14 protein-coding genes are annotated in these 23,548 nt (G+C 44.8%); 2 read left to right on the top strand and 12 right to left on the bottom strand.

The features are described 5' to 3' along the window. Window positions 1–125: 125 nt before the first annotated feature. The 6 genes from xylB to RMY16_RS15105 all read right to left on the bottom strand — a co-directional run bounded on the left by xylB (window position 126) and on the right by RMY16_RS15105 (window position 7,497). Window positions 126–1,568: a xylulokinase gene (gene xylB, locus RMY16_RS15130; protein ID WP_322737041.1), complete on the bottom strand. Its 1,443-nt coding sequence runs from the start codon at window positions 1,566–1,568 to the stop codon at window positions 126–128. 92 nt (window positions 1,569–1,660) lie between these two features. After that, window positions 1,661–3,163: a mannitol dehydrogenase family protein gene (locus RMY16_RS15125; protein ID WP_322737039.1), complete on the bottom strand. Its 1,503-nt coding sequence runs from the start codon at window positions 3,161–3,163 to the stop codon at window positions 1,661–1,663. 5 nt (window positions 3,164–3,168) lie between these two features. After that, window positions 3,169–4,272 (bottom strand): sn-glycerol-3-phosphate ABC transporter ATP-binding protein UgpC, encoded by a 1,104-nt coding sequence (locus RMY16_RS15120; RefSeq protein WP_322737038.1) that lies wholly within the window; start codon window positions 4,270–4,272, stop codon window positions 3,169–3,171. Window positions 4,273–4,309: 37 nt separating this feature from the next. After that, window positions 4,310–5,137, bottom strand: coding sequence for a carbohydrate ABC transporter permease (locus tag RMY16_RS15115; protein WP_416211673.1), 828 nt, complete (start codon window positions 5,135–5,137; stop codon window positions 4,310–4,312). Continuing rightward, entirely contained in the window at window positions 5,134–6,054 is a 921-nt protein-coding gene (locus RMY16_RS15110; RefSeq protein WP_322737034.1) for a sugar ABC transporter permease, read from the bottom strand. Before RMY16_RS15110 ends, RMY16_RS15115 begins: the two co-directional genes overlap by 4 nt. A gap of 99 nt (window positions 6,055–6,153) precedes the next feature. Beyond that, the gene (locus RMY16_RS15105; protein ID WP_322737033.1) at window positions 6,154–7,497 is read right to left on the bottom strand and encodes a sugar ABC transporter substrate-binding protein; all 1,344 of its coding nucleotides are present in this window, start codon (window positions 7,495–7,497) and stop codon (window positions 6,154–6,156) included. A 152-nt stretch (window positions 7,498–7,649) separates the two neighbouring features. Here RMY16_RS15105 and RMY16_RS15100 point away from each other — a divergent pair, with 152 nt between their 5' ends. Both RMY16_RS15100 and RMY16_RS15095 read left to right on the top strand, forming a co-directional pair. Then, the gene (locus RMY16_RS15100; RefSeq protein WP_322737032.1) at window positions 7,650–8,453 is read left to right on the top strand and encodes an SDR family NAD(P)-dependent oxidoreductase; all 804 of its coding nucleotides are present in this window, start codon (window positions 7,650–7,652) and stop codon (window positions 8,451–8,453) included. A gap of 212 nt (window positions 8,454–8,665) precedes the next feature. Next, window positions 8,666–9,628 (top strand): sugar-binding transcriptional regulator, encoded by a 963-nt coding sequence (locus tag RMY16_RS15095; protein ID WP_322737030.1) that lies wholly within the window; start codon window positions 8,666–8,668, stop codon window positions 9,626–9,628. Between the two features lie 39 nt (window positions 9,629–9,667). Here RMY16_RS15095 and RMY16_RS15090 read toward each other — a convergent pair whose 3' ends face one another. The 6 genes from RMY16_RS15090 to RMY16_RS15065 all read right to left on the bottom strand — a co-directional run bounded on the left by RMY16_RS15090 (window position 9,668) and on the right by RMY16_RS15065 (window position 23,013). After that, the gene (locus tag RMY16_RS15090; protein ID WP_322737029.1) at window positions 9,668–9,880 is read right to left on the bottom strand and encodes a hypothetical protein; all 213 of its coding nucleotides are present in this window, start codon (window positions 9,878–9,880) and stop codon (window positions 9,668–9,670) included. A gap of 408 nt (window positions 9,881–10,288) precedes the next feature. Further along, a complete protein-coding gene (locus tag RMY16_RS15085; RefSeq protein WP_322737028.1) occupies window positions 10,289–10,417 on the bottom strand; it encodes a hypothetical protein in 129 nt (42 codons plus the stop codon). Between the two features lie 63 nt (window positions 10,418–10,480). Beyond that, window positions 10,481–12,064 (bottom strand): mechanosensitive ion channel family protein, encoded by a 1,584-nt coding sequence (locus RMY16_RS15080; RefSeq protein ID WP_322737027.1) that lies wholly within the window; start codon window positions 12,062–12,064, stop codon window positions 10,481–10,483. A 560-nt stretch (window positions 12,065–12,624) separates the two neighbouring features. Beyond that, entirely contained in the window at window positions 12,625–14,844 is a 2,220-nt protein-coding gene (locus RMY16_RS15075; protein WP_322737026.1) for an EAL domain-containing protein, read from the bottom strand. 1,158 nt (window positions 14,845–16,002) lie between these two features. Next, a complete protein-coding gene (locus RMY16_RS15070) occupies window positions 16,003–20,268 on the bottom strand; it encodes an ATP-binding protein (RefSeq protein ID WP_322737025.1) in 4,266 nt (1,421 codons plus the stop codon). Window positions 20,269–20,679: 411 nt separating this feature from the next. Then, window positions 20,680–23,013 carry an EF-hand domain-containing protein gene (locus RMY16_RS15065; protein WP_322737024.1) on the bottom strand — a complete coding sequence of 778 codons (2,334 nt, stop codon included), beginning with the start codon at window positions 23,011–23,013 and terminating at the stop codon, window positions 20,680–20,682. Window positions 23,014–23,548: the final 535 nt, after the last annotated feature.

Here is a 23,548-nt window from a genome sequence, read left to right as displayed (position 1 = left end):
TTATGAAAGCCACTACTTATGCTCTTAGTAAGCTCACTTCTTTTCTTGACTTGATGTTAAACAGGCTCATCTTAACAATTTATTCTGTAAATACCTTTTAGTGCTACGGTCTTAAGGCATAACTTCTATGAGATTTTTTTAAGTCGTGGATAAAGAGATTGATATCGCATCCAAGCATATTCTAAGGCTGAATCAACTGACTGGGGAGTTGCAACAAGCGTTGGTGCGGCTGCCAGTTTGCTTGTGTCATTAGCATCTGCATATACGCCAATTCCGATACCCGCCAATAGAGCAGCACCACGCGCAGATGCAGCAGCAACGGTAGTTGCATAGAGAGGTATTCTCAATACATCAGTCAGTAATTGTTTCCAAGGCATTTCTGCCGTTCCTCCGCCTGCTAAACGCAGTTCTGTGGCTTTAAAACCTGTTGCCTCAAGTGCTGCAAAACCTTGTCGCAAGGCAAAAGCAACTCCCTCTAAAGCCGCCCGCATCATGTGCGCCTGTGTGTGATGAAGTCCAAGCCCCACCCATGCCCCGCGTACATAGGGGTCAAGGTGTGGAGTTCGCTCACCTGTGAGGTATGGCAAAAATGTCAACCCTTCACATCCTGGGGGAACAGAAAACGCTTTAGTATAGACTTGCTCCCAGCTCAAGCCAAGGATACCTCGCACCCACTCAAGCGCTAACCCCGCATTTTGCATTGCTGCAAGAGTATACCACCCGTTAGGTACGGCGGCTCGATATAGATGTGTGCGACCATGAGGATCGAGAATTGGTTGGGAGCGAGGTGTAATGATTTGAGCACCTGAGCCAATGGTTAGTTGAACCAAACCAGGCTCTAGTAGTCCGTTACCAAGTGCGGCTGCTGCTGTATCCGCAGCACCAGCGATCGCTCTTAAGCCAACTCTTAAGCCAAGATGCTCTGAAGCATCAGTTGTTAAGTAACCTGCGATCGCACTAGAGGGAATAATTTTCGGCAACCAATCACAACGCAGATTCAGGGCTGAGATTGCATCCCAAGCCCAGTTGTCCGATACAACATCGTAAAGCAAAGTACCACTAGCGTCAGATGGTTCGGTTGCAACTTCTCCAGTCAGCCGTAACCGTAGCCAATCTTTTGGCTGGAGTACCCAACGCGCTTGGGCGTAAACAGTAGGCTCGTGTTCTCGTAGCCACAGCAAAGTTGAGCCAGCCATTCCAGCCGTAATCGGGTTGCCCAATCGCTTTAGAATAGTTGCATCAAGCGAATGATAAGCGTTAAGTGTGGTACTACGACTATCTGCCCAGAGGATAGCAGGACGCAGTGGCTCACCCGACTCCGAAGCTAGGACAACACCGTGCATCTGCCCTGAAAGTGCGATCGCCTGTACTTGATCGGCATGATTTCCCACTGCCTTCCTCACAGCTAAGGCAACAGCTGACCACCAATCCCTTGGCTCCGATTCAGCCCATCCAGGGTGAGGTGCATGAACAGGATAAGAGCTTGATGCTTCACCTATAGCGGTTCCGTCTGTCGCTAGGAGCAATGCCTTAGCAGAGCCTGTTCCTAAATCTATGCCAAGCAGCATTAGGCTAGTCCTCAAATACTTAAAAGTTAAGAATCTCAAATTAGATTTGTTGCTTAATAAAGCTACAAATCGCTCATGAAGTTGATAATGCCTTAGTGTGCTTGCGAGAATCGGACTAATGTTCCATTAACACCGAACTCATGCAAACTACGCAACTGGTCAGCAACAGCCTCGACGAAACGTGGTGACTCTACTAAATCTCCAAAAATTTCAGATATACTGAGCAATGGCTTAGGATCTAATTTGCTCAAGCTGGCGTGTTGAATGAGGATGTCTGCTAATGGATCATCAATGGGAATAGGTTGCCCTTGTTTATCCTGACTCGTGAGGTACCGACACCAAGCAGCGATCGTTAAACTTAAGTAATCGATCGCACCTCCAAGTTGTAATTGATCGCGGAGCGATCCCAAAACAAACTTAGGAATTTTAGCTGATCCATTTAGGCACAGGCGCGGAAGTTGATCGCGAATTTTAGGATTGGAAAACCGTTCAATTAAAGTCTTTTTATAATCGTCTAAATCAATCCCAGGAACAGGCTGGAGCGTTGGTGTTACCTCATCCATCAACTTAGCCACTGCTTGCTCAAACAAGGGATCAGCCATAACTTCATAAACATAGGTATACCCTGCCAAAGAGCCGAGATAGCCAATTAACAAGTGACTGGCGTTGAGCAGCCGAATTTTCATCATCTCGTAGGGATGAACATCGTTAGTCATCTGTACGCCAACGGATTCCCAATCAGGTCTGCCTGCACAAAAGGTATCTTCGATTACCCACTGGGTGAAAGGCTCTGCTACGCATGGAAATGCATCATCAATACCAAATTCCGCCACCATTTTGATATCTGCTGGGGTCGTCATCGGAGTAATGCGATCAACCATGCAGTTGGGAAAGGTAACGTATTCAGCAATCCAACGTCCTAAATCTGAATCGCGCATTTGGGCAAATGTCGTTAGCATTTTCTGTACCATGTTGCCGTTGCCCTGAATGTTGTCACAGGACAGGACTGTAAAGGGCGCTAACCCCTGTTGACGACGCTTTTCGAGTGCAGCGGTCAAAAAACCGTATGTGCCGATTGGTTGGTCAGGATGTTGCAAATCGTGCTGAATCGTTGGGTAGTTTACGTCTAATTCGCCACTTCCTTCGATGTAGTAGTAACCACTTTCAGTAATTGTTAAAGTTACAATTCGGCATTCGGGACTTGCCATTGCTTCGATGACTGCTTGATGATCGTCTGGTGCAAACAAGTATCGAGTGATGGAACCGATGATTCGAGCGCGATCGCTTTGGGGCGATTGCTCAACTAAGGTATACAAACAATCTTGAGACAGCAGCGCATCCCTTATACGCCTGTCATAGTCAGAGTCCAGCAATCCAACACCACAGATTCCCCAATCACTACCAGGATTCTGATGGAAATAATTATCGAGATAGAGTGCTTGGTGCGATCGATGAAATCCACCAACCCCAATATGCACAATTCCATTAGTGATTTGATGGCGATCATACTTGGGTACGCGCACGTTTCCAGGTAAATGAGACAGGGATGCTTGATTCAGCTTGATTGTTGAGCCTGTGCTGGTATTGCTGTTCATCTTATTTATGCTAGTTGGTGACGACGACTTTTTGAAACTGCTTCACCCTGTAAGTCAAACAGATGGCAAAGCTCGCCGCTAATGTGGATAGGAACGAGATCGCGTAACTGGCTGGAATTATCTCCGTCTGTTTGTACTACTACGGTGTCTCCCCCCTCAATCTTGACATAGAGATAGGTTTGTCCACCCAATCGTTCTACAACTAACACTTCGCCATTCACGCTTGGGTTATTGCGGTCGAGTCGCAGATGTTCGGGGCGAATCCCCAATGTAGCTTGATCTCCAACCGACAGTTTTCCAGGCTTCACCGGAATCATTACACTGGTATCACCAGGAAGTTTGACCCTTATACCAGAGTCATTGACGGCTGTTACTGTTACCGAAATAAAGTTCATCTTAGGTGAACCAATAAATCCGGCAATGAATAGATTGCGGGGATGGTGGTAAAGTTCTAGTGGCGAACCGACTTGTTCTATAATGCCGCCCTGCAACACTACAATTTTGTCAGCAAGTGTCATGGCTTCCACCTGATCGTGCGTCACATAAATCATGGTGGCTTGCAAGCTCTCATGTAAGCTAGCAAGTTCAATCCGCATCTGCACACGCAAAGCTGCATCCAGGTTTGACAGTGGTTCATCAAATAAAAACACTTTGGGATTGCGAACCAAGGCACGACCGATCGCTACCCGTTGGCGTTGTCCTCCCGATAGCTCTTTGGGCTTGCGGTTTAACAGTGGTTCCAGTTGCAGGACACGAGCGACTTCACGCGCCCTTTCATAACGCTGGGCTTTTGGCACACCTGCAAGCCGGAGGCTAAATGCCATATTCTCCGCTACGGTCATGTGAGGATAAAGGGCGTAGGTTTGAAATACCATTGCCAAACCACGTTTATCTGGAGGTACATCATTCACTACCTCTCCATCAATCAACAACTTGCCGGAGGTAATTTCTTCTAGTCCGGCAATCATCCGGAGCAAGGTTGATTTTCCACAACCGGACGGGCCGACAAATACAACAAATTCGCGATCGCCAACATCAAGATCGATGCCTTTGATCACCTCAGTATCAGCATACTGTTTATGTATATCTCTTAAAGCAACTGTTGACATAGAATTTTATGTTAAGGAGTTTCAGAAAAGCAGATGATTATTTCACAGCACCAAATGTCAGACCCCTAACTAATTGCCGTTGACTCAGCCAGCCGAAAATCAGGATAGGTGCGATCGCCAGGGTTGATGCTGCCGAAAGTTTTGCCCAAAACAATCCTTGAGGGCTGGAAAATGAGGCAATAAATGCAGTTAAAGGAGCGGCATTAGCTGTTGTAAGGTTGAGGCTCCAGAAGGCTTCATTCCAGGACAAAATAATTGAAAGTAATGCTGTGGAAGCGATTCCAGGTAATGCCAGTGGCAGTAAAACATGAATCAGTTCTTGCTGTGTGTTTGCCCCATCCATGCGATCAGCTTCCAGGATATCTTTGGGAACGTCCCTAAAAAAGCTATAAATCATCCAGACGACAATTGGCAAATTGATCAAGGTGTAAATAATAATTAAACCGATGCGGGTATCCAGCAAACGAGCGTTGCGACACAAAATGTAAATCGGCACCAACACACCAACGGGTGGCAGCATTCTAGTAGAAAGCATCCACAGCAAGGTTCCCTTAGTACGTTTGCTTGGGAAGAACGCCATCGCATAAGCGGCAGGTACGGCAAGCAGCAGCGCGAGTATGGTCGATCCGAGTGAAACCGCCACACTGTTGAGGGCATAGTTGAAATAATTTGCCCGATCTTGGATCGCCACATAATTTTCTAATGTGGGCTGGAAAAATAACTGAGGAGGAGTTGCAACCGCCGCCACCTCCGTTTTAAAACTGGTGAGAAACATCCAGAAAATCGGGAAAAACAAGCTGCAAGCAACAAACCAACCGAGCAAGGTAAATAGCAAGCGCTTCAAGGTTTTTTGTGCCATAGTTATGTATCCAAATTACGTGCAACACTACGCATCAGAAAAATTGCCACGATGTTGGCAAGAATTACCGCGATTAATCCACCCGCCGAGGCTCCGCCGACATCAAATTCCAGCAAGGCTCTCAGGAAGATGTAATAGGCAAGGTTGGTTGTTGCCACTCCGGGGCCGCCTCCTGTGGTGACAAAGATTTCTGCAAAGATAGTCAAAAAGAAAATCGTTTCGATCATGGCGACTACAGCAATGGCGCGGCTCAGATGCGGTAGCATGACGAAACGAAATAGAGCGATCGCATTTGCTCCATCCATCCGGGCTGCTTCTAGCTGGTCATGGTCGAGTGATTGAATTGCCGTCAATAAAATCAGCAGAGCAAAGGGAAGCCATTCCCACGAAACAATGATAATGATGGCAAGCAGGGGAAAATCTGCAAACCAATCGATCGCCCCCAAACCCAAACTTCTTGTGAATTGAGCAAATAGCCCATTCACTGGATGCATCAGCATATTCTTCCAGACTAAGGCGCTGACTGTGGGCATGACGAAAAACGGAGAAATCGCCAGTACCCGCGCAATCCCCTGGACATAAAAGTCCTGGTCAAATAGAATTGCCAGGAGTGTGCCTAGAGCAATTGTGATCGCTAGAACCGACACAACCAGAATTATTGTGATGGCGATCGAAGTCCATAAACCTGGATCGCTCAAGATGAACGTGAAATTTTCAATTCCAATAAATTTGCGTGCATCTGGATTGAGCAGGTTATACCTCTGAAAGGAAAACCATAGCGTCATCACCAGAGGCACAATCATCCATAGCAGCAGAGCAATGACCGAAGGCGCAACTAGAGGTAAGGTTGATGCCTGTCGCTTAGTTCGTTGCCTAGTGGGTGGCGTTTCGTGGTGGCGCTTGACAGCTACTGAAGAAAACATAATAACAATTCAAAATTCAAAATTCAAAATCAAAAACCTAGAATTAATAAGTATCCCAGCTGCTGACTGTGTGCAAGTTAGATGTGGAACAGTTTAGAATTACTCGATATAACCCGTGTGTTTCATAAACCGTTCAGTCGAACTCTGCGATCGCTCCAACGCCTCATCGACCGAAAGGCGATTAGTCAAGGCTGCTGCCATAGTTTGCCCGACCGAAGAACCGATCGCCTGAAATTCGGGAATATCTACATATTGAATACCCTTGTAAGGGGTTGGTTGTGCGGCTGGACGGCTAATATCAGCAGATTGGATCGACCTCAGCACAATCGAAGCAAAGGGTGCAGCTTTTTGATAGTTGGGATTGTTATAGGTGGAAGTTCGCGTACCTGGTGGTACACTAACCCAACCACTTTGGTTAGCAACTAATTGAATGTATTCCTTAGAGGTTGCCCAAGCAACAAACTTTTGAGCAGCTTCGGGAGATTTTGAGGTTTTTGGAACCGCTAATGCCCAAGCCCAGAGCCAATTCGAGCCGTTTGGATATCTCTCAATTGGCGCACGGGCAAAGCCAACTTTGTCATAGACTTGAGATTCTTTCGGGTTGGATAATAGCCCTGCGGCAACGGTTGCGTCTACCCACATACCGCACTTACCCGTTGAGAATAGGGCCAGATTTTCATTGAATCCATTGGAACTCGCACCCGGTGGGCTATATTTGTTGAGCAAATCGACATAGAAAGTGATCGCTTCTTTCCAGGCTGGAGTATTTATAGTGGGTTGCCACTTCATATCAAACCACTGTCCGCCAAAGGTGTTGACCAATGTGGACACAAACCCCATGTTTTCGCCCCAGCCGGGTTTTCCACGCAGACAAACACCATAAACTCCATGTACTGGATCGTGAACCTTACTCGCCCATTCTCTGATTTGGGGATAGGTTGGTTGTTCGGGAACCGTAATCCCTGCTTTTCCAAACAAGTCTTTTCGGTAATACAGCATGGAACTCTCCCCATAGAAAGGCACAGCATAGAGTTTGCCGTTGTTGGAAAGCCCTTCTCGGATGGGTTTTATCAGGTCGTTCACGTCGTAACTTGCGGGTAGATCCAATGATTTTAACCAATCCCGTCTTGCCCAAATCGGCGTTTCATAGGAACCGATTGTCAGGACATCGAATTGTCCGCCTTGGCTAGCAACGTCTGTGGTGGTGCGTTGACGCAACACGTTTTCTTCCAAGACAACCCACCGCAGTTGAATATCTGGATTGGCTTGTTCAAAGTTGCGGGAAAGCCCTTGCATAACCACCATGTCGCCGTTATTGACAGTAGCGATCGTCAGCCTTGTTTTCGCTGCTGCTTGTGAACCCGCACAGGCATGTAGCAGTTGTGCCAGCATCACTCCAACGAAGAATGAAACCAAGATTTTAGCGAAGCGAGGCATACGCATCGCACAGCTCCTTTAGTATTAAAATCATAGAAGAAAAATGATTTTATGCTCTACTATTGGGCAAAGTCCCAATAATTGAATCATACTAGCTGATCTTAAATACTGGACACTTAAACACTATTTGCAACATATATTCACAAGGAGTTGAAGATATGACAGCTAAAGCAAGCTATGACTTTGCTGGCAAGACGATTTTGATTACGGGCGGTGCTGGTGATATTGGTCGAGCTACTGCAAAGCGTTTTGCCGCAGATGGTGCAGCTGTAGTACTCCTAGACTTAAACGAAGCGAAGATGGCAGAGGTTTCTCACGAATTGGAAGTTTATAAAGTTCCAGTTCTTAGCTTTCGCTGTAACGTCACCGCTTCTGAGGAAGTTGCTCAAGCCTTTTCTGGTGCTGTAGAGCAATTTGGACGGATCGACTATATTTTCAACAATGCGGGTTATCAAGGAGTATTTGCTAAAACCGATGAGTATCCTGAGGAGGATTTTCAAAAGGTCATCGACATCAATGTTGTCGGAGTTTTTCACGTTCTCAAGGCTGCGGCACAACACTTGCGTAAATCGGGCAAAGGAGCGATCGTTAATATGGCAAGCTATGCAGGAGTGGTTGGCCCTCCAAATATGATTGCCTACTCAGCCTCGAAGTTTGCCGTCATTGGGATAACTCAAACAGCAGCAAAAGACTTGGCTCCTTACCACATTCGGGTGAATGCGCTCTCGCCTGCGCTGATTGGCCCTGGTATGATGTGGACGCGGCAGACCGAATTGCAAGCAGGTGTAGGGTCACAGTACTTTGATGCCGATCCTAAAGTAGTAGAGCAGCAAATGATTAATTCAGTACCAATGCGGCGTTTGGGGAGCCTTGAAGAAGTTGCCAACAGTGTGGCATTTCTCATGAGCGATGAAGCAAGCTACATTACGGGCTTTAATTTGGAGCTTACTGGCGGGCAATAGGGAAAACGGGTATTGCCAAGTTAGTAATATTGTCAGCCTCCACGATTATTACTGCAATGTTTTGCTGCGCTTGAGTTTATTTCAGACTACTTTTATTAACGTAGAATGTGATAACGTATACACAAAAATTTGAGCAAAACATGTGTCCTTGAGCAGATATTCAAATAAATTATCTACTCTTTTGGGGGATGCATACTTCCTAAAGGTGGAATATGAAAGAACCCTTTTTAGAGCGGCGCGATCGCAAGTTAGACCAAGCAGCTCATGCAGCTTGGCTCTACTACATTGCTGGAAACACACAGGAAGAGATTGCGGCAAAGCTGAACGTGTCCCGGCAGGCAGCACAGCGTTTGGTCGCACTAGCGGTGAGTGAAAAACTGATCAAATTTCGGCTCGATCATCCCCTGAGCGAGTGTATTGCTCTAGCTGAATCGCTCAGAGACAAATTTGAACTATCCCTTTGTGAAGTAGTTCCAAGTGATGCAGGGAGTGGCGATACATTGAACGGGCTTGGCGTATGTGCTGCCACTCACTTAGAGACGTACCTTGTTGCTAAAACTCCAACAATCCTGGCATTTTCCACCGGTCGGACTTTGCGATCGATGGTGGAGCAAATCCCATCCATGAATCAACCTCAGCATAAGATTGTCTCAATAGTTGGGAATATGTCTCAGTATGGGCGTGCAGGTCGTTATGAAGTAGTGATGCATTTGGCCGATCGCGTTGGTTCCCAAGTATATCCAGTTCCAACTCCAGTCGTAGCGACCAGTATTGAAGAACGAGAACTCTTGCAGACGCAGCGATCGTTTATCACGGTAAAAACCCTTGTGGAGCAAGCCAAAGCAACCTTTGTAGGTATTAGCCCAATTGATTGGAATGCACCGTTACACCAAGACGGATTCATTAATGACGATGAAGTGACCCAATTAATTGAACTGGGGGCAGTTGGGGAAATTGCAGGATGGGCATACGATCGCCAAGGAGTCTTAATTCAAGGTGCAACTAACAGCCGAGTTGCCGGTGTCCCGCTCGAACAAACTGCCCAACGGCTGATTATCGGTATTGCAGGAGGTGTGAAAAAAGTAGAGTCAATTTTGGCGGCTCTGCATGGCAAGTTGATTACGGGACTGATCACCGATGAAGTTGTCGCCCAAGCTATTCTTGACAAAAGCTGATTTTTCACACCTGCTGTTACCATGATTACAATAGCCCGATCAGATTGTCAAAGTCACCAGATGCACAGAAAAAGACGCCATTTTTTCTAGCACATACTCGCACTTCTCTCTACCATTAACGATTTCCCTGATAGAACCGATAACTTCCGCTTCCTCACGATTTTTAGCGCAACTAGTAGTCTGCCAACCCAAAAATGCTAAGTGAGGACTGGGGAAAGGGAAAAGGGTAAGGGATTTAAACCCTTTACCCATTTCCCCTTCCCCTTTACCCCGCCAAGTGAACTTGGCGAACTACTAGAGTGTTTGGTCAAAGTGTAAAGGAATCTCTGGGGTTTTAACATCCTAATGGTGCGTTAGCTCTTGAGGCTAACTCCACAAATCCCCCATCTCTGTTGGGACTCCTTCTGTACAAGATAGTTATGTATTATGTAGGCGAGATGACCCCTAAAAAAACGACCCGGACGATACCAGTCTTAAGCGCCCTCCTATCGTAAGGAGACTGTTCCTTCCACAAACCAGTTATAGTACCGAGGTCAGAACTTGAAATGCAGTTTTATCAAACCTCGTTGCTGGACATAGTGCATTATTATGCGCTTAAAATATTTGAGGTGGGGATATATAACTCAAGTCTATTTTTTATTAAACAGTTTTGCTTTTTGCTTATGAATAAGCTTGGTTGATTGCTTCTATTTCATCTGTAGTAGTTACTGGAGCTAATATATCAAACTTTAATTCTTCAGTCGCTCGCTGGGCGACATTAGTTAGAGCTGTGATTGGGACAGTAAGCATACGGCTTGTGTAAATATTAATAACTATAAATCCGCCTAATCTAATGTAGAAAAAAGTGCCAAATTAACCTTCGGCACTTTCAGCGCGCACGGTAATTACAATTCCTTCCCGCAGCAGTGCATTCGTAAAAATCTTCCGAAGAACGCGCTGAATCTGAAGATGTTTTCCTGGCTTTACTTTCGTCAATGTCCGCAGCAACAAGTTAGACTCTCCCAGGCTTTCGACTCCATCCACTTGTGTGGCTTCGAGTACATCTGGGTAGTCTGCTTTTAACTGCTCTCCCGCTTCCTCAATGACTTTGTAAACATGCGCTAAGTTGGAATCATAAGGCACACCAACTTCTACTACTGCAAAAATATACTGTTTGGAGTAATTAGTAATTGAGCCAATATCGCCATTGCGAATAATCTGCAATTGACCATTAGGATGTCTAATACGAGTAGTTCTGAGTTCAATTGCCTCGACAATACCTTCGACAACTTTTTCTTCAACCTTTCCAGCTTCAATATAGTCACTTACTAAGTAGTAATTTTCAAACAAAATAAAGAAGCCGCAGACAATATCATTAATTAGTGTTTGTGCCCCTAAACCTACAGCGATGCCGACAATACCAGCACCCGCAAGTATGGGAGTTGGATCGATACTCAGGGCATAGAGAATGAAAACTGTAGCACCAAAGTAAATTAAGTATTGTAAGAAACTACGAAACAGAGGAACGAGCGTCAGGCGTCTACTTCTTTGAATATCAGTTAGATTCTGCTCTTTGAACAGCACCTCTTCAATAAGTAAGTAAACGACCTCAAACAAGACGCGACTAATGAAGATGATACCAATTATCTTGATAATTCGCGGGCCAAAAGTTGCGACATTGGCTATTAACTGCACCTGCTGAATCACCAATGTTGCCATGCAGACATAAATGACAAATTCCAAGCAGCGCTTTAAAAAAGGTATCAGGTGTCGGAGGCGATCATAGAATCTTAGCAGGTTATCAGGATTGGAGTATCTGATGCTGAGAGCATCTAGGCTATCAACGATCGCAGCGACTGCTTTAAGTATAAGCAAGCCGACGGCCATGATTAGATAGATTCGCAGCGCAATGTACAAATATTCCGAAACCGTTGCTGGCAATTTGAGAAAATGGGCACACAAGATGGTAGCCCACAGCCAGATTCCACCACTGATTCTGTCATAGAAGGCGTTAAAGAAAGCATCAATGCTTTCATCGTCAGCAGTATTTTTTTCTAAGTTCTTAGTGCGAGCGCTAGCTACCTTCAGCCAATATTTTAGAAATTTCAGCGCGATCGCCGCTAAAATCAAAGTGCCAAGACTCTGAGCTATGCCAATTCCTAATGTCACCCAAAATCCTGATGGGATACGCTCAATCAACAACAGTGTGTATTGCTGAAGGTTTTCGCCCTGATAAACTAGATAAGCATTAGCACCCACAATCATAATGCACGACACCACGCAAGCAAGTAACAATAACCCTGTGATATTTCGGCGGAGGGTTTTGATACTTCTATTGTCGCTTTTAGGTATAAAGGTTTTAGTAAATAGCTTGAATAATTTGCTGAAAACCCAGTTCATTAATAAAAAAACAAAGATTATTAAGCTGACTTCAGCCAAAATAATTAATATATTCATATATGAACAGAAAACTGAATTAATTTAACAGTTGTATACGAAAATATATTGATCACATCAAGTATTTCTATACATAGATGATTATTATTTCATATAATCACACCTTGTCAAGCCATTAACATTTTATTTATATGTTCAATTTTCGTTTTATCTTCACCAACTCTAAGTAAGTGAGGATAAATCGAAGTAAATTAAGTAATGTAAAAATCTTGAGGTTATTTTTTAGTGAGGGCTTCAGCCCTCATTTGAACTCACTACAAACCTTTAATTATTGATGCCGCTTTACTTAAGCGATGCTGAAGATGATTACTCTTGAATTTAGCCAATTGAGAAAAGATTTTTGTTCCATTAAGATTCCTAAAAAGTCATTTCAGGAACGGCTAGCTGTGAAAAAGATTTATAGCCGTAGTCACACAGATTAGGACAGTGTTGATTGCTCAAAGTCCTGAAAAAACTGGATTTTTACTCAGCACTCAGCACTCAGCACTTAGCTATACTGGCACTGTCAGGGGGAAATGATGATCCTTCCAACGAAAGCTGGTAGACGGGATAAAAGAGGATTATTTAGCATCAGCATTCTTACAATCCATTTGCACCACACAATTTCTTCCTTGTGCTTTTGCCTGATAGAGTCCTTGGTCAGCAGCAGCAATTAAGGTTGCAGGAGATAATTGGCTATGAGGAGTGATGGTTGCTACACCAAGACTTAGGGTAATAAATTCACTGACTTGAGAATGGGGATGAGGCATTTGTAATGCACTAACATTGATCTGAATATCTCTTGCAACTGTAATGGCCCCTTCAATATTAGTATTCGGCAGAATAACTGCAAACTCTTCTCCACCATAACGAGCCACTAAATCAGCGGGGTGTTTAACTGTCTGAGAGATTGCCTTAGCAACCTGTCTAAGTGCATCATCTCCTGCCAGATGCCCATGCGTATCGTTGTAAAGCTTAAAGTAATCGACATCACACAAAATCAAAGATAGCGAACCTTGCTCTCGTGCCAACCATTGCCACTGCGTGTTTAACGTGTCATCAAAGCAGCGTCGATTTGCCACTTGGGTTAGACCATCGGAACAGGCAAGGCGCTGTAATTCCTGGTTTGCTTGTTGTAATTGGTGGTAAAGTTCTGATTGCTGAATAGCGATCGCAGCTTGACCTGCTAACTGGTTAAACAAGTTAATCTCTGATTGCTGCCATTTTCTGGGATGACGGCATTGGTGAGCAATCAACAGTCCCCACAAACGCTCTTGCTGCAAAATAGGTACGACAAGATTTGCCCGGATTTGCAGACTTCTGAGGAGGTCAATATGACACGGTGATAGACCCGCATTTTCAATGTCTTTGATCGCTCTGGTGTTACCTTGCTGATAGTAAGTTGCACGCGTGGATTTAAAGCACGTGTCCATGACGTGAAATCCAAAAATCGACATACACCCTTCTGCTAAGGATTCTACAGCGACTAACCCACTCCAGTCTGGCTCAAACTGGTAAATCAGCACTCGGTCTACCTCAAACAGTTGTCGCACTTCCGTTGCTGTGGTTTGCAAAATCTCGTCTAACTCCAACGATTGACGAATGCGCTGCGTTACAGCCGCAACAATTCGCTCAGACTCGCTTTGGTGTTGGACACGCTGCTCAACTATCTTAGAATGTGCCGATGCTACAGTTAACACGATTGGATCAAACTGAGGGGTTGTAGTGACAGGCACTGCACTGGGTTTACCAATCAAATAGCCTTGAGCAAAATTTGCACCTCGTTCTCGCAACCAATTCAGTTCCTCAATGCACTCAATTCCTTCAGCAACAGTCTGGATGTTTAATTTTTGAGTAATCTCTAGAAGCTTCTCGGTAATCGATGCTTTGTAAAGGTCTTGATGTACATCTCGAATTAACTCCATATCCAGCTTGATAAAGTCTGGACGTAACTGATGCAGCAAGTTTAGGCTGGAATAGCCAGAACCGAGATCATCAAGAGCGACTAAAAATCCAGCATTCCGGTAGTATTGAAGCACTGCCTTGAGGTGGGCTAAATCTTGAGGATTGTCTGACTCTACGACTTCAAAAACAACGCGATCGTGGGAAATTCCGGCAGTATCAATTGCCTCTACCGTACTACGTAGGCAAAAAGCTGGGTCATAAAGTGACGTTGGTGCAAAATTGATAAAGATGTGCCCATTCACTTGATAGCGGCTGAATTGAGTGATTGCGCTCAGACGAGCAACTTGGTCGAGTTGTGCCATGAGTCCGGCTTCGGTTGCTAACTCTAAAATTGGTGTCGGTAGCACTAAATTACCTTCTTCATCCAGCCCTCGCAAGAGCGATTCATATCCAAAAATTTGCGATGTATCTTTAGTTGAGACAATTGGTTGGAAGTAACTAGTAAATCGTTCTGTTGCCAGCATTTCAACCAGCCAGTCGGATTGGTTCAACTTAATGAAGCGTTGTAATGAGGCTATGTCACTAAAATCATGGAGTTGAGGTTGGAAAGTACCTTGAATGAAAAGGACTTGCGTCTCTTTTAATTCTCTTGGTGCAAGTAGTTTGGCCAGATTACGAGCAATTTCTAGGGACTGTCCAGGTTTACAATTCAAACTCAAACCTGGTCGTTCGTGCATCAGTTCATACTCAAGGGCAAACTGCTGTAGATAGGAGGTGACTTTTATCAGGGTATGTGAAACGGGAAACCAGAGAAAAAGCCTACCTGCCTCCTTATTCTGGCAGCGTGCAACATTGCGACAAGCACAGGTTTTGGAGATAGGACATATTTGGCTCATAGCTAAATAATTTGAATTTGCTCAATCCGATGTACTCTATTATTCCCAATATTTTTAGTCTAAAAGATAAACTATACTTCAATTACGTGAAGATTTGATGAGTTAAATAAACTGAATAATTTAGCTGAGTAAGCAACTTAGTAGCACATACTAAAATTTATACTGACTACTCAAGTAATTGCCGATATATTTTGTGCAATTAAGGAATAAACTTAGGAGTTAGATAACAATTTAAGTTACAAAATAAAGGTTAAATCAGCCAGATTAGAAACAGTTTTTAACTAAATTAATTCAAAATAAATATATCTTTTGAAAAACAAATATATCTCAATAAATAACAAAATATTTGAAACAAGTTAATATATTAATATCATGTTCGCTTGATTACTTACTAAACCTGAAGAACCCCACCCCGCCAAAGCTACGCTTCGTCTCCCCTCCCCGCAAGCCTACCGTGTATACACAAGTCTGAAATAGCTGATAAATAACGGTTTTACCCCACCCTAACCCTCCCTTTGCAAAGGGGAGGGAACTAGATTTCCGGTTTCCCCTAGCCGTCTTTCTTGAATAGACGAGTATGTAAGTACTTGCAAAGGGGAGGGAACTAGATTTCCGGTTTCCCCCCAATGCATCCTACCGTGTATACACAAGTTGAGTTGGGAATCAAATGGACACAAAAGAACGGAAAATTATTTTTAAAATCCTTGATTTTCCGTTAAACCTCTATCAATAAGCTGACACTATTGATAATCAGCTTGCTCAGTTCAAAACCTTGCCTGCTAAAGCTTGTATCTTACTAGGCAAGGATTTTAGGACTTGTGTATACACCGTAGCCCCGCAAGCGGGGAGGGGATTAAGGGGTGGGGTGCAATGACTGTGGAAATCATAACTAATTAGGCGGACATGATATAAGCCATAAATCAAAAGTCCTCACCCTAAATTCCTCTCCCAAAATTGGGAGAGGGACTTTGAAATTAGCTCCCCTTCTCCCAATTTTGGGAGAAGGGGTTGGGGGATGAGGGCGAATTTTGCATTTGTGCAAAAGTTCGATTGAATGATTTTGGGGAGAATATCTAATGTTGGTATTTCTTCCACGAATAAATTTATCAATTCTTCGTGTAGAGATATTTACACGCTTTATGCACTGCTACTGAATACTCAGACATTTCCATTTCTACCAATTAGAGTTGCAATTGCCTTGACTAACTCATCTGGTTCGACAGGTTTGGATAGATGCTTTTGAAACCCTGATTCAAGTGCTTGTTGCTGATTGATTTCTCCGGCATAAGCAGTTAAAGCGATCGCCGGAATTTGTTTGGCTTGATTTGCCTGCAATGCTTTAACTTGGCGCATTAACATATAGCCATCCATCTCTGGCATCCCAATATCACTGAGCAGCATATCTGATTCTGACTCTGCCAAAATTTGTAATGCTTCTTTTGCTGATGTCACTGCTGTCACCATTGCTCCAGCCTGTTCTAGTACAAATGTGTGGAAGTCACGGGTATCATCGTCGTCATCTACAACTAAGATTTGGATGCCTGTCAGAATTTCAATCGGAGGAGAAGAATTTAGTGCAGCAATATCTATGTTTTGTTTTGGGGTTAAATCTTTTTTAATTAATGGTAGCCGGACTCGGAAAATAGCTCCTTGCCCCTCACCTAAACTTTCTGCCTGAATCGTGCCGCCATGTAATTCGGTCAAATGACGCACAATTGCTAACCCTAACCCCAATCCACCAAATTTTCGGGTTGTCGTGCCATCAGCCTGACGAAAATATTCAAACACATAAGGTAGAAACTCAGGGCTGATTCCCTTACCTGTGTCGCTAACGGTAATCTGAGCTTCAGCGTCAACGCACTCTAGTTGAATATCAATTTTTCCTCCTTCCGGAGTGAATTTAACGGCATTCGATAAGAGATTCCAAATAACTTGTTGTAAACGACCGGAATCACCCAAAACTTGCCCGAAAGAAGCATCCAGCATCGTCTGAATTTGAATATTTTTAGCTTCTGCTGCCAAACGGACTGTTTCCAATCCCGCCTCAATCACCAGTACTAGGTTGACAGGTAACATCTTCAGGTTGAGCTTGCCTTGTAAGATTCGAGAGACATCGAGTAAATCTTCAATTAGTTGAGCTTGTAATTGAGCATTCCGCTCGATAGTTGCGATCGCTTTCTTTAGGGCTGCTGTGTCAAACTCACGAGTCTGCAAGAGTTTCGCCCAACCAAGAATCGGATTCAGAGGCGATCGCAATTCATGGGAAAGTACCGCCAGAAACTCATCTTTAATCCGGTTGGCTCTTTCGGCTTCAGTTCTAGCAGCTTGCTCGAGTTTTAGAAGGCGATCGCGTTCGGCTTCTGCGACTTTGCGTTCGGTAATGTCAATCACTGAGCCGATGTAACCTTTAAACTCACCGTCCACTCCAAACCACGGATTAGCGGCATCGATGCAAGAGCGATATTCGCCGTCTTTGCGCCGCAAGCGGTACTCCAAACGGAAGGCCGAGTAACTCCTATTAGCTTCCAGAAAAATATTCCTAGTGTCATTGTAGTCCTCTGGATGCACAGCATTTAACCAGCCAAATCCCAGACCCATTTCCTCGTTCTGACCTGTAAAATCGTACCAGCTTTGACTGAGATAGGTGCAGTAGCTATTGGTGTCTGTTACCCAAACCATGAAGGGGGCATTATCAGCCATGTTGCGAAACTTTTCTTCGCTTTCACGAAGTGCTTTTTCTGCTTGTTTGCGATCGCTAATGTCTGTAACAAAAATGCTGACTCCTTCTGCAAAGGGGTAAACGCGGTTCTCAAACCAGCGCTGCCAAGGCGCATAAAAGTATTCAAATTGAACAACGGTGTTTTCTGCCTTCGCCCGATGAACCTCAGTATCAAACTCGCTTTTAACCACATCGGGAAACACTTCCCAAATGATCTTACCTAGCAACTCTTCCTTGGGGATGCCAACAATTTCTGCTACCTGTTCATTGACAAAGCTATAACGCCACTCTCGATCCAATACAAAGAACTGGTCTTGAATACCAGCGATAACAGTCTCTAGGTGTGCTTTGGCGACCTCAGCTTCAATTCGCAACCCTTGCTCGCGTTCCATTGCCTCTTGGCGAAGACGAGCCATTTTTAGGGCTGCCTCTACCCGCGCCAACAATTCACGGGCAGAGAAAGGTTTAATCAGATAATCATCGGCTCCCGCTTCTAAGCCTTCTACCCGTGCCTCTTCCCCCGCCCGTGCCGACAACAGGATGATTGGAACTTTTTGCGTCAGCGGATCGGCTCGTAATGCTTGCAGCAGTCCAAAGCCGTCTAATCCAGGCATCATCACATCTGTCAGTACCAAATCGGGGACACGTCCACGAGCCGAATCCAAAGCAGCTAAACCATCCGGCACTGATTCCACCTCATACTGTTGACTTAATAGCCGCTTAACATAATCGCGCATATCTGCGTTGTCATCCGCCAAGAGAATCCGAGCAGAGGGTGCAGAGGGGCAAAGAGGCAGAAGGGAAAATACTTCCTGCTCCCCTGCTCCCCTGCTCCCCTGCTCCCCTGCTCCCCTGCCCCCTTGCTCCCCTGCCTCTTCCGGTAGCCACCGCAGGGCTTCTTCTAAATAAGGTGTTGCACCTAATGCAGTTGAAGCTAAAGTTCGCGGGGCACTAATCCGATCTGGAGGCAAATGAGCATATCCTGTTGGAATTGACACAGTAAAGCAACTGCCTGCTCCGAGAACACTGGTAACATTAACTGTTCCACCATGCATTTGCACCAATTCTTGCACCAGTGATAATCCAATCCCTGACCCTTCAAAAGTTCGTCCTTGCGCCCCTTTGACGCGGTGGAATCGTTCAAAAAGGTGGGTGATTTCTTCTGCTGGGATACCGATTCCTGTGTCTTTGACTGCAAACTCAACATGGTCATTTGACCACTGCAAACTGACTGCAATTTCTCCAGCCATCGTGAACTTGAAGGCATTCGAGAGCAGGTTAAGAACAATTTTTTCCCACATCTCTCGATCTACATACACTGGTGCTGGCAGGGTAGGACAATTAACTGATAACTGCATCCCTGCCCGTTCTACTGCGGAGCGAAATACACTAGCTAGTTCTGCGGTGAAGGTGGCAAGATTGGTGGGTTCATAAGAGGCTTGAACCCTTCCGGCTTCAATGCGTGAAAAATCTAGCAAGCTGTTGACCAGTTTCAGCAGCCGAAGTCCGTTGCGTTGCACCATTTCTAGCTGCTCTCGTTCTTTGGCTGGAAGCAGAGTAGCACAAGTGGTTAAGGTGTCTTCTAATGGCCCCAACATCAGGGTAAGTGGGGTACGGAATTCATGGCTGACGTTGCTGAAAAAGACGGTTTTGGCGCGATCGATTTCTGCCAAGGCTTCAGCGCGTTTGCGTTCTTCCTCGTAAGCTTGTGCGTTAGCGATACTGGCGGCAATTTGAGCCGCAACTAAATCAATGAATCCTTTATAATTGTCATCGAATAGCCTAAAGGGGTTCAAACCAGCAATTAATATACCAGCTTTTCCGGTTTGACCGGATGCGGCAATGGGTACTGCGATCGCTTGATGGGGCGATCGCTGCCAAACACCACAGGGTAGACTACTAAAAGACACTTCCAAATCGGAAATCAGTTTGGCTTGATGCGTTTTGCTCACTTCCGCAAAGGGCCAAATCCCATCAGCATCGAGAGCCATTGTTTCTGGAACTGCTACGTGGTTTTGCCCAATGCGGCACGTTCCAGCCAAAAAAACTTCCTGCTTATCGGGATCGACCAGATAAATCATGGCGAACGGGAGATCGTAAGGGTTGCTCTCCAGACAACTTGCACTTAGCGTACAGGCTTCATCGAATGTCCGCGCGTCTGCTGTCCTCGCCGCTAGTTCGCGCAAAAGTGCCAACTGACGCTCGCTGATAATTCGCTGCGTGTCCTCTGTGTTGGCGCAAATGATCCCACCTGTGTCGCCCTGGTCATTAGGAACCGGGCTATATGAAAAAGTATAATAGGTTTCTTCTGGGTAGCCATTGCGCTCCATAATTAGCAGTAGCGCTTCGTCGTAAGTACCCTCATTCTTTAGCATCGCTGATTCGGCGCGAGGCCCAACCTGATCCCATATTTCCCGCCATACGTATGAAGCTGGCTGCCCAAATGCTTCAGGATGTTTGCCGCCAATAATAGTTTTGTAGGCGTCATTGTAAAGGTTAATCAGTTCCTCACCCCACCAAACAAACATCGGTTGACGGCAAGTTAGCATAATTCGCACGGCAGTCTTCAAACTTTGTGGCCACTGCTGTGTTGGGCCAAGGGACGTTTTTGACCAATCGTATTCTCGCATCCTAGCCCCCATTTCACCTCCACCGATAAGGAAATTTACGTTGGCGTTGGTTGCTAACGTTGACTCGTTCTTCATTAATTCCTCTCGATTGGTCATGTACGGTTACAGGCTACATCGGTGTTTGTCTTTTAGAAAAAATCCTCTATAAATTAGATTTTTACGCTTCTAAACACTTATTTTAGAGGATATTCAAAGGCATATACAGGGTGAGATACCAACTCTACTGTGACTTTTCAAAGCATTGAAATTGCCTTTTCGGGGCAAGCTTCTACTTTGGCTATTTTTATTGTCTCCTTTATATCATCGATATTTCAAGCTAGCTACCAAAGGCGATTCTCATTAGACAATCCATAATGTTGCAACGGCGTCGCTAGCCACAAGCATTTGTCACCCCTTCAGGTCAAGCAGATGGGTTTTAATGGGTCGCGCTTTAATTCCCCTACCGATGCAACTTTGAAGGAGGGGAATTAAAGCATTCCTAAGTATTTAAATCGTTTCTGTAAACATACCAGTTCGGGCAAACTCTTCTTCTTCAGGGGTGAAGAGTGGGGGTTTATCGACAAGGCTAGGTTCAAAGTAGTATGTTTCTTGGAGAAACTGTCCGCTAATGACAGCTTCCTCTAAATCTTTGATGTGGTTCTGTGCAACTATACACGCTTCCTTAAGGTTATTCGCATCGCCCTTCTCCAGCAGCTTTGGCAATTCTGTTTTTACCCCTGTCAGCCGTGCCAATGGCTTCAGAATTCCATAGATGTTGTAGATGCGAGCAGTTTCTATGCTGGTGTATTTGAGTGCATTGGCTCTTGCTAACTCAGAGTCAAGGCTGGGCCAAAAACGGGTGGTGTAGAACGCTTTTTCATCCTTGTGATACCATTCTTCCGATCGCGCAATGGAAGAAGAAACGGTGTTATGCAGTTTCCAGAAGAATAAGCGTAGGGAGGAACCATCTACCACGGTAGATAATTTTGCTTCTAGTGACACCTCAAAGTCAGTCAGCTTGGGGTCGCGCCCAAGTACCAGATATTCTACAGGATACATATCCACTTCCTTATTTTGGACAACATACATATTCAGGTGGTGTCGGCAGTAAGGACACGGGTACATTGTGGCAAACAGTTGGAAGAAATCTTTGAAGATTGCGATTGCGGCTTTTTGCTGTACATCGGTCTTGGTAGACACAATCTCAGCTGTGGTATGGAAGAAGCGCCACACTGCCGGGCCAATGTAGTAGGGGAAGCTGACTCGCATTTGGGAATCCTTCACCTCAGTCCGATCTAGATAGACATCAATGAATGCTACATACTGCGATAGCGCTCCTGATTCTCGCCCAAATTCTAGGCGTTCGCGGCGTTTCTGGACTCCATTCAGGTAGTGATGCGTTAATCGCCATGCTTGTTTGAGGATCAATTTCTGTTTAGGAGTGCAACGGGGAAAATTTTCGGCAACATCCGCCCCGTAGCGGTTAAATTCTCCTGAGTTTTTTGTACACTGATACCATTCATCCAAAGCCGTCTCGTCAGGTACGGTGTTACTTTGGATATCTGCTGTGGTAGAAACACTAAACGCTGCCAACAATTTTGGCATAAAGTCCTCATACCAGTATGCTACTGGCATGATTGCACCATCTATTTCCTCAGTTGCTTGGGAGAGAATGACGCGGTTCCATTTGTGCAAATAGTCTTTTGGATTTGCCTGAGATTTAGCTGGTGGTGGAGCCATTTCTTCGTTCAGTTCTATTCCCCTGAGACGATTGAGTTCGTTAATCGCCAGCACACCTTCGACGATATCACCCAAGCTGAGACTTTTCTTTTTGATCGTAATTGCAAACTCGACTCCAGCAGCAAACTTTTCTTTGACATTGGCAAATTTACTCCGCGCTTCTAAAATCGCTTGCTGTTCTGCCAACATTTCTGGCGTCTTTGCCACTGTTTGCCAGTTCTCGATCTGCTCCTGCAATCGGGCATATTCATCGGCAATTGATTTAACTACTGCATCCAGAACGGGGTAGCAATCTTCGGATACTATACCTAATGCTTTGTACAGTGCGATCGCCTGTTTAACAAACTCCACAAAATCAGTGATTCTGTATGGCAAGTTTTTCACCCGCAAGTGAGTTTCGTGATTTGCAGAGAAACTCTCACGGAAACTGCGGTAGGCTGCTCCTTGAATCAAACGAAACAAACCAATCTGCATTTGTAATGGGGATGTACCGCTTTTTTTCTGATTCGGTGAGTTTGGTTGTTGCGCCAACTGTTCTCTTAGCTGTGCCAACTCTGGAGTTGTTGCTTCTGGCGTCGGCTGGGTGCTGGCTGCTGCGGCCTCATTGGAAGTAGCAACTGTCTTGAGCGAACTATTCAGAGAAATCGGTGAGTCTTGATAACCAGTTTTGCTTGACTCCTCTGGTACTAGCTGACAGAATTCCTCAAAGTCAATTGAGCCATCGCCATCATGATCTACTTCCTGCAACATCTCTTTCAATTCAGCGTCTGTCAACCCAAACTGAGTCATCACTGTCCGCAGTTCAACGGCAGTAATTTCACCGCTACCGTCCTCATCAAAGGCACTGAAGGCTAACTTAAGGCGGCTTTGGCGATCGCCTACTTTCGCAATCATCAGCGTTTTAAATTCTTCAAAATCAATAGTGCCTGATAAGTCAACGTCAATCTCCTTAATCAAGTCACGCAGCCCCGCTTCCGTGGGATTTTGCCCTAGCGATCGCATTACCTCCCCTAGTTCCTCGGTTGAGATCGCGCCGTTGCCGTCTACGTCTAATACTTTGAAAGCCTGCCACAATTTTTCTATTTCTTGTTCATCAATCATGGTTTTGTTCCAATTCTATATATGTTACTAATAAATTTATTACCATGTTTTCTAACAGCTACTTCAATGCTATCGAATTATATTAAGTCAGTAGTAAATATTAAGAACGGCTGAACTTATTCTCAACGATACTTGCAGTCGCCTAGTACATTTATCAGTTGCTTATTGTTGCAATAAATGCAGCTTTATGGGTTCAATTGCAAATGCTCCTAGATAAACGAAGTAAGTCAGCAAGAATAAATCAAACTATATTAAGTAATATAAAAAACCTGAAGATTATTTTATGGTAAGTGTTTCAGCCCTCATTTGTTCGCGTAGCGTCTCGTAAAGAGGGCTAAAATCATCGCTACAAACCTTTAATTATTTACGCTGCTATACTTCTCAAAAGTTTTCTATCTCCCCTTATAAGAACTCCTTTGCCTTATTTACAGTGTTGGGAATAGGGCAAATTTCTATTTTGCTGAACACTCCATACACGATCCCATTGGCAAAAATTAGGTCTATCGACAAATCTTAAACATTCGTCCAGAAAGCT

Source organism: Nostoc sp. DedQUE12b (assembly GCF_034530835.1).
Lineage (GTDB): Bacteria > Cyanobacteriota > Cyanobacteriia > Cyanobacteriales > Nostocaceae > Nostoc.
Note: the sequence above shows the minus strand (reverse complement) of the source record. Positions and strands in the feature narration are given on the sequence as shown.